The sequence below is a fragment of the Moritella sp. 28 genome (assembly GCF_018219435.1).
Lineage (GTDB): Bacteria > Pseudomonadota > Gammaproteobacteria > Enterobacterales > Moritellaceae > Moritella.
This window is the reverse complement of the sequence record NZ_CP056121.1, coordinates 441,212-454,484: the sequence shown is the minus strand read 5'-3', so window position 1 is coordinate 454,484 and position 13,273 is coordinate 441,212. Positions and strand designations below refer to the sequence as shown.

The 13,273-nt window shown below is 38.2% G+C and carries 12 protein-coding genes; 6 read left to right on the top strand and 6 right to left on the bottom strand.

Annotation, left to right across the window (positions count from 1 at the left end; genetic code table 11):
- Positions 1 to 193: 193 nt before the first annotated feature.
- A complete protein-coding gene (locus HWV02_RS02105; RefSeq protein WP_211689579.1) occupies positions 194 to 1,981 on the bottom strand; it encodes a hypothetical protein in 1,788 nt (595 codons plus the stop codon).
- 243 nt (positions 1,982 to 2,224) lie between these two features.
- On the bottom strand, positions 2,225 to 2,572 hold the full coding sequence (locus HWV02_RS02100) for a helix-turn-helix domain-containing protein (RefSeq protein ID WP_211678274.1): 348 nt from the start codon (positions 2,570 to 2,572) through the stop codon (positions 2,225 to 2,227).
- A 102-nt stretch (positions 2,573 to 2,674) separates the two neighbouring features.
- Between HWV02_RS02100 and HWV02_RS02095 the strand changes: the two genes are divergently transcribed.
- From HWV02_RS02095 to HWV02_RS02075, 5 genes are all read left to right on the top strand, one after another.
- Positions 2,675 to 3,442, top strand: a complete 768-nt coding sequence (locus HWV02_RS02095) for an SDR family NAD(P)-dependent oxidoreductase (RefSeq protein ID WP_211689577.1) — start codon at positions 2,675 to 2,677, stop codon at positions 3,440 to 3,442.
- 138 nt (positions 3,443 to 3,580) lie between these two features.
- Positions 3,581 to 3,997, top strand: coding sequence for a MarR family winged helix-turn-helix transcriptional regulator (locus HWV02_RS02090; protein ID WP_211673879.1), 417 nt, complete (start codon positions 3,581 to 3,583; stop codon positions 3,995 to 3,997).
- A 636-nt stretch (positions 3,998 to 4,633) separates the two neighbouring features.
- On the top strand, positions 4,634 to 6,124 hold the full coding sequence (locus HWV02_RS02085; RefSeq protein ID WP_211678272.1) for a SulP family inorganic anion transporter: 1,491 nt from the start codon (positions 4,634 to 4,636) through the stop codon (positions 6,122 to 6,124).
- A 10-nt stretch (positions 6,125 to 6,134) separates the two neighbouring features.
- Positions 6,135 to 6,986, top strand: coding sequence for a universal stress protein (locus HWV02_RS02080; RefSeq protein WP_211689575.1), 852 nt, complete (start codon positions 6,135 to 6,137; stop codon positions 6,984 to 6,986).
- 171 nt (positions 6,987 to 7,157) lie between these two features.
- Positions 7,158 to 7,784 (top strand): class I SAM-dependent methyltransferase, encoded by a 627-nt coding sequence (locus HWV02_RS02075; protein WP_211689573.1) that lies wholly within the window; start codon positions 7,158 to 7,160, stop codon positions 7,782 to 7,784.
- 119 nt (positions 7,785 to 7,903) lie between these two features.
- On the opposite strand, the gene ykgO is transcribed toward HWV02_RS02075, so the two are convergent.
- From ykgO to HWV02_RS02060, 3 genes are all read right to left on the bottom strand, one after another.
- Entirely contained in the window at positions 7,904 to 8,047 is a 144-nt protein-coding gene (ykgO, locus tag HWV02_RS02070; RefSeq protein ID WP_006030112.1) for a type B 50S ribosomal protein L36, read from the bottom strand.
- 1 nt (position 8,048) lies between these two features.
- Positions 8,049 to 8,309, bottom strand: coding sequence for a type B 50S ribosomal protein L31 (locus HWV02_RS02065; protein ID WP_211678269.1), 261 nt, complete (start codon positions 8,307 to 8,309; stop codon positions 8,049 to 8,051).
- Between the two features lie 210 nt (positions 8,310 to 8,519).
- The gene (locus tag HWV02_RS02060; protein WP_211689571.1) at positions 8,520 to 9,146 is read right to left on the bottom strand and encodes a hypothetical protein; all 627 of its coding nucleotides are present in this window, start codon (positions 9,144 to 9,146) and stop codon (positions 8,520 to 8,522) included.
- Positions 9,147 to 9,699: 553 nt separating this feature from the next.
- On the opposite strand from HWV02_RS02060, the gene HWV02_RS02055 reads away from it, so the two are divergent.
- A complete protein-coding gene (locus tag HWV02_RS02055; RefSeq protein WP_211678267.1) occupies positions 9,700 to 12,171 on the top strand; it encodes a plasma-membrane proton-efflux P-type ATPase in 2,472 nt (823 codons plus the stop codon).
- A 194-nt stretch (positions 12,172 to 12,365) separates the two neighbouring features.
- Here HWV02_RS02055 and HWV02_RS02050 read toward each other — a convergent pair whose 3' ends face one another.
- The gene (locus HWV02_RS02050) at positions 12,366 to 12,917 is read right to left on the bottom strand and encodes a cytochrome b (RefSeq protein ID WP_211689570.1); all 552 of its coding nucleotides are present in this window, start codon (positions 12,915 to 12,917) and stop codon (positions 12,366 to 12,368) included.
- Positions 12,918 to 13,273: the final 356 nt, after the last annotated feature.

The window sequence follows — 13,273 nt, the reverse complement described above, 5'->3', positions numbered from 1 at the left end:
ATAAGTATTATTAACAAAATTTCGTGCTATGTTATTCGAAAATATAGATATGTTAAATCATCGAGATCAAATTATTGTTGTTTATTCACAAGCGGTTAAGATTCAGGCAGTTCATTTATTTCAGGTGAAAGTTGGCGATTGGAAATGACAAAGCCCCAACACAGGTGAGGCTTTTTCATTATTTTAAATGGTATTAAACCCTAGCCCCTACCGGTGGCTGTATTGCGAGTAATCCTTTCGTTCTACGTATTGCTTTTCGACCTCGAGATTGTTTATTTAGATGCGACTTATTAACGGCAACCGATTGGCTTAAAACCTGAGAACTACGCATTATGCCCTCCTCGGCTTTCTCCATGCCGTGATCACTATTCATCTCAACCGAACGCATGTAAGCACCATCAAGCTCAACGCCTCGAGATAAATCATCATGATAAGTTCCATTAGAAAAGTTCACATCGACCGGAATTCGCCAAAGCTCTTCTGCCATTTTTCTATAATCTTCTTCTAAAGAATTTAATGACATAAGCGCATGCTCGCTACAGCGTATAATTGCGACTGTATTTAAATTTCTATCTAGTTTTTCATTTTTGCGCATCTGGTATTTTTTTGTTGTCAGGTGATGAGCAAAACCATCCCATAAGATCACTTTAAGAGCAACAGGGTTAACGGTTGCGCCCAATTCTGTTGAAGCCCCTATTCCCGCGGTCGCACCTGAAGCAATTTTAAATTTGATATCTCCAGACGTTCGAACCGATGCTTCAATTTCAGCTGTTATACCGATCCCTGCCGACACAGTTCCTGAAACCTTCACAGATGCTGCATTGATTCCTCGCGCTTTAAAGGTAACGTTACTCGAGCCTGTAGCTTTTAGTCCCGCAAAGGCACTTGCCCCCAACTTACCGACAATTATTTCATCTTTTCCATAAATGTTATTTGAGTTCAGCGTAGCTGAAGCAGAGGCCTTTACCTCTGCACCAACAAACAGTTCAGCTTCATTGGTCATTGCCATAATCTGACCCACTGTAAGCTCATGCTTAACGGTAATCTTTGCCCCAACCATTGCTGCAAGTTCTGCATTTACACCTAAATCAATACCAGGTATTAATTGCATGGCATCAGAAAAACCGCTCTTATTCGTGGTCTTTTTTACTTCGTCAATTTTAGCACTAGCACTTGCGTAACTCACGTCGTTTATCTTAGCGCTAGCACTGACTTTGGCCTTAAAATCACTACCAATTAATGCGTTTGTAGTTATTTTATTACGCATTATATTAGCAAAGTCCCACTCTTTAATTACTTCAACTTTCAAACCAGCAAAAAGCTCAAGATTTGCATCAGCAGATAAGCTATTACTCTTTGCTTCTGCAGTCGCTTTAGGTGAGGCTGTAGCCTGAAATACACTCTGACGACATTTATAGTCATTCAGAATTGTCCATACCTGCTCGCTGAACTGACTTCGCTCATTATAGGCTTTTGCTAAAGAGGATATCTGAGCGTCAAGAATCTGAACCTGTAGACGACCTAACTCACCTTGGACAATAATATTCGGTTTCATCATTTCAGCTAAACGTTGCTTCTGAAAAATAAAATTAAAAAACGTCCGATTAACACATTTATCTCGAATCGCTTCATGCGGAGTTCGACTCGGTCTAACCACTTTAACCTGTTTAGGGAAATGACGTACAACAGAAGAAACAAGACATTGCCAAGTCGGGTCTTCAGTAATCGCTGATACACCATATTCATATGCACTACTGCTCCCCTTGTGGTGTCGGTATTTCATTTCTTCAAGTAATGAGTAAACACCATCAATCCCTCTTTGTAGAGCAGGAAGCGCCCTAATTGCATTTTTTTTTCCGTACGAATTTTGTAATCTGTCTAACCATTTATTAAATTCGTTCGAGCATACACCGACCTTACCTAAGTGGTTGTAGATAATACTCAGATCTAATTCTAGGTGGGGCTGACTTTGAAGTGGCATATTAGCGATTCCTATTATATTGCCCATGGGGTATCGAGCTAGGAATAAAAACGTAACATATTATTTATTCTATTTCTGATATTAGGCCCCTTTCCTTACAACGTCTTACACCCTCTTACAACAAACGTAGTTTTATTGAACTTTACAATGACAAATCACAGATAGGTATTTTATAAAAGCATCGAATACTTAGAGTCCGTTGAGGTTTGGTGGGGGTGGCTAAGCCAAATTCATCAAGCGTCATCAAGCGTCATATTGGTCGTCAATTTCATCCTGCAAAGCGTCGAGCTGTGCCAAAATCCCAAGGAATTTCTTACCAAACTCAGTCACATGATACTCTACTCGAGGAGGTAATTCGTTGTAGACAACTTTATCTAAAATACCAAATTCAACATTTCGTTTTAAACATTGATTCAATACTTTGGTGCTTAAGCCCTCTACGTTACGTACCATTTCACCTGGTCGATTAATGTCATGAGCCAGTAACTGATAGACAGTCAATGACCATTTGCAGCCATAAATACTTTCGACCATTCTTGCGCTATTTTCCGGCGCAGTTTTTCTTACAAATATTTTTCCGTTATTATTCATAAAGATGTACCAATAAGTACCTAGGTAACCAATTTGTACTTACTATTTAATAAGTGAATTAACACCTAAGATTACCACATACAAGATCTTAGGAGAAAGAAAATGACATTTACTCAATCAGGTATCGCACTTATCATTGGTGGCACAAGTGGCATGGGATTTGAAACCGCAAAACAACTTGCAGCTCAAAATGTTCCTGTCGCCATTGTTGGTAACAATATCGACAAACTAGACGCAGCTGTTTCAGAGCTTAGCCAAATAGGTGACGTGACAGGCATTCAATTAAACCTCTATGACAACGACAGTGTCGCGCAATTTATTGACAATATCACCGAGCAGGATAAGAACATCGGTTACCTTGTTAATGCCGCGGGTTACTTTAATCCAAAACCGTTTATCGAGCATACCGAGCAAGACTATGACCTTTACCATGAATTAAACAAAGCGACATTTAAGATCACGCAGGCTGTGGCTAAAAAAATGATCATCAGTGGTGGTGGTAACGTGGTTAATATCGGTTCGATGTGGGGTAAGCAAGCCATTAAAGCCACACCTTCTTCTGCCTACTCGATGGCAAAAGCAGGACTACACGCTTTAACTCAACATATGGCAATGGAACTGGCCGAACATAATATTCGCGTCAATGCAGTATCGCCTGCAGTAGTAAAAACACCAATATATGAGACATTTATCAGTCCTGAAGATATGGATGCGACATTAGCAAGTTTTAACGCATTCCACCCAATCGGTCGTGTAGGTACACCAGAAGATATTGCCAACAGTATTTGTTTCTTACTGTCTGATCAATCAAGCTGGGTAACAGGTGCAATCTGGGATGTCGATGGAGGTGTTATTGCAGGTCGTAATTAAGGTTTAACTTATATTCGCGCCATGCCTGATACAACAAAGCCCCAGCATATACTGAGGCTTTGTCATTTAAATAACATATTTACTTTAAAGCTATACACGGTATATAATAAGCCTACCTTATTATATACTGCTTGAATCATGATACATTCTAAATTTGGATTTCTTAGCTATGAAATCAGTCACATCATTAGACAACGTTTTAACAAACAAGCCGAAAGTATGGGCATTACACATTCTCAGTGGCGAGCATTGGTTCACCTTTCTGAAAATGAAAATTGTCGACAAATTGATTTAGCAGATATTTTAAACGTGAAACCAATTACCCTAGCAAGACAAATTGATTTGCTAGAAGAGTTGAGTTTAGTCAAGCGAGTAAATGATAAGGAAGATAGACGAGTATTTCGTTTAAAATTAACGACAAAAGCTAAGCCTATTATTAAAGAACTGTGGAATATTGCAGACGCCATTGAAAATGAAATTTGCAATATGCTTTCTGATGAAGAGAAAGAGATACTTTCTAAACTACTCATCACGATAAAGAAACAGATCAACTAATACGCTTATTAATTTAAACCAAAGGTACAGTGATGACTCCGCCATAACCATACGCCCCCCATTGTTTAATCAATTTATATAACTTTATCTACATAAAGTTAGGCCCTTGCACGCCATCTATATGACTTTCTCTACATAAAGTTAGGTTTTTGCACGCCGAAAAATCATTATAAATTGCATTTTATCAGACACATAGAGCATATCGATACACGATAATTTGCTCATTGTAATGACCCCTACATTCCTGAAATACTTTGAACTGATCAATCGATCCTCGCATTAAGCGTGGTAAAAGACATCGTTTATTCGGCTTTCTCGTACTTGCTATCTATGCAGTTATACGGACGTATACGGCAGAGAGAATTTTGAATTTCTGATCTTAAAGCTAGATTAGCTAAGACGATACAGTTCATTTAAAGCAGGAATTTCCAGCATGGCACTATTGCCAGCGCTATTTATCGTTTAAAAGCACAATAAATTGAGTCTATCTTGCAGGCAAGGATGTCGTCCTTTCCGCAGCCATTAGCTGTGAATGAAATAGCATAATAACACTCGATTTAATGGCTAATTAAAACAGAATACCCGTGCATAATCACATTATTTTCGTGATTAATATATGTATAAAAAAGGATAAGTATGATTTTTTCATCAACAAAACAAGACTGGTTTGGAAATGTTCGAGGAGATATTTTAGCCGGTATTGTTGTCGCCCTGGCACTTATACCAGAGGCTATCGCGTTTTCTATTATTGCAGGTGTAGACCCTAAAGTCGGTCTGTACGCCTCATTCTGTATTGCGACAATTGTTGCTTTTACAGGTGGTCGACCGGGCATGATTTCGGCAGCAACAGGGGCTATGGCTTTACTCATGGTCACATTAGTGAAAGAACATGGGCTAGAATATTTACTTGCAGTAACCTTATTAACTGGCCTAATTCAAGTGTTCGCTGGTTATATCAAATTGGGCAGCTTAATGCGATTTGTCTCCCGTTCTGTGGTGACTGGTTTTGTAAATGCCCTTGCTATTTTAATTTTTATAGCCCAATTACCCGAGTTAACGAATGTCACTTGGCATGTCTACGCAATGACAGTCGGCGGACTAGGCGTTATCTATTTATTCCCTTACATTCCAGTGATAGGGAAAAAAATTCCTTCTCCTTTAGTCTGTATCGTAGTACTTACCGTTTTATCGCAGGTTATGGGGTTAGATATTAGAACAGTTGGCGATATGGGTGAACTTCCAGATGCTTTGCCTATTTTCTTATGGCCAGATGTACCGTTAACGTTAGAAACGCTGTGGATAATTTTACCTTACGCAATAGGTTTGTCAGTTGTTGGACTTTTAGAGTCGATGATGACAGCAACGATCGTCGATGACTTAACTGATACGAAAAGTGATCGAAATCGAGAATGTAAAGCACAAGGTCTTGCAAATATAGGCGCTGGTTTAATGGGTGGTATGGCTGGTTGCGCCATGATCGGTCAATCAATCATTAATATTAAATCGGGTGGACAAGGTCGCCTATCAAGTTTAGCTGCCGGGGTATTCCTGCTTATTATGGTGGTTTTCTTGGGAGACTGGCTTAAACAAATCCCGATGGCAGCCTTGGTTGCAGTCATGATCATGGTAGCGATTGGTACGTTTTCTTGGAGCTCAATTAAAGATATAAAATCACATCCGCTATCAACCAACATTGTCATGATTGCTACCGTGATCACTGTTGTTGGAACACATAATTTAGCTATTGGCGTATTTGTCGGTGTATTACTTTCAGCGCTATTTTTTGCTAATAAAATCAGTCGCTTTATGGTTGTGAAAAATACAAAGGTAGGAAAAAAAGCACCTACTTATCAGGTAACAGGTCAGATATTTTTTGCTTCTGCGAATAAATTTATTGATGCATTCGACTTTAAAGACGTCACCAGTAAAGTCACCATCGACCTATCGCACGCTCACTTTTGGGATATTAGCGCGGTTGGGGCATTGGATAAAGTTGTAATTAAGTTTAGACGAGAGGGAGCAGACGTTAATATTATCGGTATGAGCGAAGCAACAGCGACCGTGATAGATAAATTTGCAATTCATAATGATCCCGCAGCCGTTGAAAAAATGATGGCAGGTCACTAAGGAGAAGGTAATGAACAAAATAATAGCATGTATTGATGGTTCTGCTTTAGCAAAAGCAGTATGTGAGACTGCAATTTGGGCATCAAATCGCTTGAGTAACGGTATTCTCTTTCTTCATACAATCGAAAAGCAACAACAACATGGTGCAGATGACTTAACGGGTTCTATTGGTTTAGGTGCTCGCTCAGCATTGCTTAATAAAATGGCAGAACTTGATGAGCAGCGTGGCAAAATTGAAATTCAGCTGGGAAATGACATGTTAGATGCAGCTGTAAATAGAGCTAACTCAGCAGGTCTTACAAACATCGAGCATAAACAACAACATGGCGATTTTGTTGATGCATTAGTTGCCTTAGAGGCAGATGCGCGCTTAATGGTTGTCGGACGATCTGGGGATGGACATCAAGGCGATTTTAAAGCGCTTGGTTATCATATTGAAACTCTTATTCGTCAGGTCCACACTTCGATCATTATTGCACCAAAAGATTTTACCGAACCGACTAACTTCATGTTGGCTTATGATGGGCGTGAAACAGCAGATAAAGTAGTACAACGCATCATTCAAGGCGGGTTACTCAAAGGGCTTACATGTCATTTAGTCACCATTAAAAACAGTGAAGACGCGCACAAGGAAAAATTTGAGCAAGCCCAAGAACTGCTTAAGCAAGAAGGTTTTAAAGTCATTAGTTCTTATATTGAAGGCGATATTTCCTCTTCACTAATGAACTACAAAAAAGAGCATGATATTCAGCTTGTGGCGATGGGTGCATTTTCTCATTCTAAGGTGAGGAGCTTTTTCCTTGGTAGTAATACCATGCGTATGATTGAAAATTGTCGAGTGCCACTTATTGTACTGAGATAATCAATAATAATCTGCGTTAAATTAGCAGATTATTACTCTTATTATATACGCTTATCAGCTAAATCCTTAGTTGATAAGCTTTTCTAGCCGCAGACATAGGGAACATCTGCATAGCCCATAACAAATGGGTTAAAGACTTCTTTACTAAATCATTATAATTTAAGGGCAACTATGAGAAATCGTGAAATGTTCCATTGGACACAAGAGGCGTATCTATACATCGACTTAATGTGTAAGCGTGAGTTCGTGCGAGGATTTAGAGCTATTGACGCCGAGCAGTCCTTAGAAGAACTTAAAATTTTAGATGCAGGTTGCGGAACGGGGGCGCTTACCAGAGAGTTACGGGAGCATTTCGAACCGAGATCTATTTTTGGCTGCGACATTGAGAAGCAAAGCATTGACGAATGTAAAAATCAAAATCCGCACATTCATTATTTTGTCCACGACTTGCTTAAACCAATGCAAACAGGCATTAAATTCGATCTCGTGATATTTTCGACCGCTATAGCACAATTTTCAGAAGCCGAACAATTAAAGGTAATCAATAACGTAAAAGATCAATTAAACGAGGGTGGGTTTATTTGGATAACAGACATAAATGACGACGCCACAGCTAACCTTTTTAATCATTTAAGCGCCAATTATCAGGTTGTTTATAAAAACAAATACAGTAAACATCTATTTAATAAGTTCTTTATTTTTCCGCTAGCAAAACATTTACCGATCTCTTTATTACGTATAATTGACAACCTCAGCATAGGCTCCAATATACTCACTCAAATAATTATAAAAACTTGAACTAGATATGGAAAGTAGGAGTTTTAAGACTTAGCGCCAGATACAACAAATCCCCAACATGTGTTGAGGCTTTGTCATTTAGCTATGGTCAGATTACTTAACGACAGTGGTATTAAAGCTTAAGCGCGTTTTTTCGTTCCGCCCTGAACAGCTTTAAATCTGGGGTTGGCTTTGCAAATAACATAAACACGACCACGACGTTTCACAATCTGGCAATCCGGGTGCCTCTGCTTAGCACTTTTAAGTGAGCTTAAAACCTTCATATTAAACCTCCTTTTGGCTCTTTAATCCACCAAATCGGCGGTTAAACTGTGCCACACGACCATCACTATGGATCGTTTTTTGTTTGCCCGTATAAAAAGGATGCGATTCGCTTGACACATCCAGCGGCACATAAGGATATGTTGTGCCGTCAATTTCTACCGTTCTATTCGTTTTCAACGTTGAACCGACTATAAAATATTTATCTGCTGCTATATCGTGAAAAGCGACTTTTTGATAATCCGGGTGTATACCTTGTTTCATTATTACCTCAAACGTTATGTTATAACATAACACTCAGTCTACTCGATTATTAATGAGAATCAATAACAATTAGAATTAATCTGAATTTACTGCTATTAAATTAGTATTGGAGATATTTTTTAGGGATTTGAATAAAGGGAGAGTATCGTAAGATTTTGATTGTACCAACAATAACAAACCCAAACTAACGTTGAGGCTTTGTTATTTTAATTAAAATCTAACTTTAATATTCGCACCAGCGTAAGTACTATCAAACTTATCATTAAACCCTGCAGTATAAAAAGCACCAACGCCAATATTTTTGGTCACATAATATGATAGCTTCGTTGTCACGAGTGTTGTTATTAATGAGTGCGAAGAAGAATCAGATATAATAACTTGTGTCACGCCTTCAAATTTATCGGTAAAGCCATACCTGAGCCCAAGATGAGCACCTATGTCATAATTATCATAGCTATAATCAGTATCTGTGTCAGCACCTTCTAGCGCTAACCAGTCAAACTCAACTTCACCACCAAGTACAACGTCGATTTTTTCAGCCAGTGCAACCCGATACAATAACCCCATGTTTAAGCTTATAATTTTTGCTAAATCATTTATTTCTTCACCTGAAAATGAATACTTCATTATCACTTTTTCATTAAGCATTAATTCACTACCGATAGAAATAACTTTCATATTATCCTTATTACCATCGGATTTATAAGTTTTATGGCCGACTTCGACTTCTGCAAAGTTATAGTTAACAGGTGTATTGTAAGCCCTATAATCAAGATTCAAATCTGCATTAGCAACATTTGAAACCAATAATGCACTTAAGAATGATATCTTTTTCATAGAGTCCTGCTTGATGTTATGTATATTTATAAGTTAGAGACGTTAGCGAATAAAATTGAAGAAGCCAAACTACCACCAAATGGCATAAAAGACAATAAATTACATTTAAATCAACACCATATAGGAACGAAAAATAACTACCTACGACAAAATAGCGCTGAGATCTTTAGCATTAATAAACCCATCGAATTACCCATAGCAACCCCAAAGGACAGAACTTGGGCCGTAAAATCCTAGAATCCAGCGAACCAAAAACCATGCTAATACAGCCAGTTACAACCACCAGAAAAATTAACAATCCTCAAAGTGAAGGAGCTGGTTGATTAAAATACTAATTAATACAAAAAACAATAAGTTTATTGATAACGTCTCGTAACAAGAGTAAGGTGGTTTCACTTGAAACACCCGCGCAAGCCAAAGTGAAAGGCAGTGACAATATTTTATATTATATAAAAAGAAGTAAAACGAGCAATTATAAAATGGATAACAATCAATACGGAAGATAAAAACAGTCAATTGCATGTAATTAAAACTTTATGACACAGGCAAACCTATGAGTGACAAAGAAAGTGAAATTATAGACTTAAAAGTCAAATTAAAAGAGCATGGTACATCTAAAGATGGGTTAACAAATAAAGAGGCCACAGAGCGACTCGCAAAATTCGGGCGAAATGCGATCGAAGAAAAAGAAGAAAGTCGTTGGAAAGTTTTACTTGCCGGATTTTGGGGGCCAATCCCTTGGATGGTTGAAGCTGCTGCAATTCTATCCGCGATCATTCAGCATTGGTCTGATTTCGCTATTATTTCATTCATGCTACTTCTGAATGTATTTATTGAATTCATGCAACACGGTAAAGCACAAAGTGCGCTTGCAGCATTAAAAAATTCAATGGCTTTAGAATCGCGTGTAATGCGTGACGGGAAATGGATAGATATCGAAGCCGCAGAACTTGTTCCCGGTGATATTGTTCAAATCGAAAACGGTGATATTATCCCTGCCGATTTGATCACATTGGAAGGCCAATACGTTAGTGTCGACCAAGCAGCATTAACAGGCGAATCACTTCCTGTAATGCGCCATCCAGGCGAAGAGATTTACTCCGGTACTATTGTAAAACAAGGTAGTATGGTATGTATCGTTGATAAAACTGGCGGTAATACATTTTTTGGTAGAACCGCTACACTCGTTAGCTCTGCAGGTAACGAATCACACTTCCAAAACTCTGTAATGGCTATTGGTAGGTTCCTCATTTATGGTTCTTTAATTCTTGCTGCTACAATCATCTTCAAAGAATTAGTGATAAATAATAAATCACCGCTTGATGTAATAGAGATGGTATTAATTCTGATCGTGGCTTCAATTCCGGTTGCTATGCCAGCTGTATTATCAGTAACAATGGCTCTCGGTGCATTTATGCTATCGAAGAAAAAAGCGATTGTAACTAAGCTATCTGCAATTGAAGAAATGGCTTCTGTGGATATTCTTTGTTCAGATAAAACAGGTACATTAACGCTGAATGAATTAACGTTAACATCGCCTGTATTATTTAATGCTAAAAACGAATCAGAACTTACTTTAATTGCTTCTCAAGCGTGTAACTTTAACAGTTCAGACGCAATTGAAAACGTCATCATGGATGCGGTAGGTAAAGAAGAAATAGCTAAAATTAAACAGCTTGATTTTACGCCTTTTGATCCAACAAGAAAGCGTACTGAAGCACTTATCGATTCTGGCGAGGGTCAATACAGAGTACTAAAAGGGGCACCACAAATAATCATCGATTTATGTGATATGTCCGATGAAGAACGAACTAAAGCATTAGGTAATGTAGATGAATTAGCAAGTCGTGGATTACGCGGCCTAGGTGTGGCTCGTAGTTATCCTGAAAACCCAGAGAAATTTGTATTAGTCGGTATACTTTCGTTATACGATCCACCGCGTCATGATACAAAGCACACAGTTGATGAAGCCCGTGCTCGTGGTATCGATGTTCGAATGGTCACTGGTGATGACTTGGCTATTGGTAAAGAAATTTCAAGACAACTTGATCTTAGTACTAATATGCTCGCTGCTTCAGACCTTTTCCATGGTGAACTATCAGAAAACGAAATTAATGAAAAAATTGAAAACGCAGGTGGTTTCGCACGTGTTTTCCCTGAGCATAAATACGAAATTGTAAAACGTCTACAAGACATGGGTCACGTTGTCGCAATGACAGGTGATGGGGTCAACGATGCGCCAGCATTAAAACAAGCAGATATCGGTATCGCTGTTGACGGTGCAACTGATGCCGCACGTGGTGCAGCGGATTTAATCTTAACGTTACCAGGTTTGTCCGTAATTATTGATGCTGTAGAAGAATCTAGAAAAATCTTCCAAAAAATTATCTCTTACGTGAAATACCGCGTAGCGATGACAATTAACATCATGTTGTTCGTGACACTGTCTGTATTGTTCTTGGATTTCTCACCACTGAGCGCTGTAATGATTGTATTACTTGCTTTGTTTGATGATCTTCCTATCATGACAATTGCCTATGATAACGCAGGTGTCGAGCGCTTCCCCGTCAAATGGAATCTCAAGCGTGTTCTCACATTATCGTCAATTCTTGGTGTTGTGTCTGTTGCTCAAAACTTTGGACTAATGGCTATTGCACAACAATTATATTCAACTTCAGCGCCGATTCAAACAATGTTGTTCTTACAACTCGTTATCGCTGGTCACCTACTACTATTCGTTGTTCGTAGTAAAAACCATTTCTGGGCTAAACCACGTCCATCAAAACCGCTACTAATTGCAACTTTTGGCACACAGATCCTTGCAGTTATCATCGCTAAAGTGGGCTTCCTAATGGCACCAATAAGCTGGGAAGCAATTGGTATTGTTGTTGTCTACGGTATTGTATGGATGTTTATTCTTGATCTATTCAAAGCAGTATTTGAAAAATCAGCTGACAAAAAAGAAAAACATGCTGCTTATACTGAAAACCTAAAGGCACCACGTAAAGAAGTATTAATTAACTAAATGAAACACAGTTAATTCACTCTACATCGAGTTAATATATTTATATTAACTCGATGCTCTACTTTTAGTTGCAGCTATTTAAACTGACATCATCACTACAACACCCTACACTTCCCACAATAACCAATAACGAAATAATCACGTTATAGCCTTCACTATTAATACGTCTATCAAATTACATATACCAACTCAAGCTACTTCTTAAACCAGAACATGCGTTTCAGCGTGCTGTCTTTATCAATATAATGATGTTTCAAGGCCCCGACGACATGCATAACAATAGCAAAAATAATTATCGGCATTAAGGTGCTATGTATATAACTACCTATACTCACAACGCTTTCATTTAACACCATCGGCTTTTCAGTTACCGGATCAATACTGCCTGCTATCAACTCTAATCCAAAAACAGATAAACCATGACCACCGCCTACTGACATCATCAAACCTGATATAGGAAAGAGCAGTGTTGAGATAATCAAAACCCAATGAATCACCTTTGCTGCAATATGTTCAATCGCCTTGCCTCCAGCAACCTCTGATGGCCAACCCACCCTAATACGCCAAACGATACGGATAAAGGCAATAAATAAAACTAAAAAACCCAACGACTTATGAATATTATACAAAGAGTAGGCTTTATTTTCGGTCATATAGATACCAACTATGATCAATCCGATCATGGCGACAGCAACAATTATATGCAATAAACGTGTTACGGTTGATAGTTCTTGATCTGGTTTCATCAGCTTAATTCTCTCTCTTAAATTTACACCCAAGTTTACAAATTAATCTGGTTAAACTAGGGTTTAAAAGGCAAAGCAAGGACATAACAAGCTAAAACTAATCTTAGTCGATATATTTGCGATAGGATAGGTAAGCTAGGTTATAACAATAGTATTCACGATTCGAAGGTTAAGTGTATAGAGAGAAATAGTTAAGTTTATTGGCGCGATTTTAGGACTAAGTTTAGGGATATTAATTAAGAAAATGCAGGTAACTTATTTTGGGAATAAATAGGATTGTGCTAGATGCAACAAAGCCTGATAATTTCTATAAAAATAGCAACACACCTTAAATGTATTGCTATTTTTCGCTGACT

Bases quoted from the DNA above. Each gene is read 5' to 3' on its own strand.
- HWV02_RS02090 (WP_211673879.1), top strand. From the start codon at position 3,581: ATGATACATTCTAAATTTGGATTTCTTAGCTATGAAATCAGTCACATC.
- HWV02_RS02075 (WP_211689573.1), top strand. From the start codon at position 7,158: ATGAGAAATCGTGAAATGTTCCATTGGACACAAGAGGCGTATCTATAC.
- HWV02_RS02060 (WP_211689571.1), bottom strand. From the start codon at position 9,146: ATGAAAAAGATATCATTCTTAAGTGCATTATTGGTTTCAAATGTTGCT.
- HWV02_RS02080 (WP_211689575.1), top strand. From the start codon at position 6,135: ATGAACAAAATAATAGCATGTATTGATGGTTCTGCTTTAGCAAAAGCA.
- HWV02_RS02105 (WP_211689579.1), bottom strand. From the start codon at position 1,981: ATGCCACTTCAAAGTCAGCCCCACCTAGAATTAGATCTGAGTATTATC.
- HWV02_RS02085 (WP_211678272.1), top strand. From the start codon at position 4,634: ATGATTTTTTCATCAACAAAACAAGACTGGTTTGGAAATGTTCGAGGA.
- HWV02_RS02095 (WP_211689577.1), top strand. From the start codon at position 2,675: ATGACATTTACTCAATCAGGTATCGCACTTATCATTGGTGGCACAAGT.
- HWV02_RS02100 (WP_211678274.1), bottom strand. From the start codon at position 2,572: ATGAATAATAACGGAAAAATATTTGTAAGAAAAACTGCGCCGGAAAAT.
- HWV02_RS02050 (WP_211689570.1), bottom strand. From the start codon at position 12,917: ATGAAACCAGATCAAGAACTATCAACCGTAACACGTTTATTGCATATA.
- HWV02_RS02055 (WP_211678267.1), top strand. From the start codon at position 9,700: ATGAGTGACAAAGAAAGTGAAATTATAGACTTAAAAGTCAAATTAAAA.
- HWV02_RS02065 (WP_211678269.1), bottom strand. From the start codon at position 8,309: ATGAAACAAGGTATACACCCGGATTATCAAAAAGTCGCTTTTCACGAT.
- ykgO (WP_006030112.1), bottom strand. From the start codon at position 8,047: ATGAAGGTTTTAAGCTCACTTAAAAGTGCTAAGCAGAGGCACCCGGAT.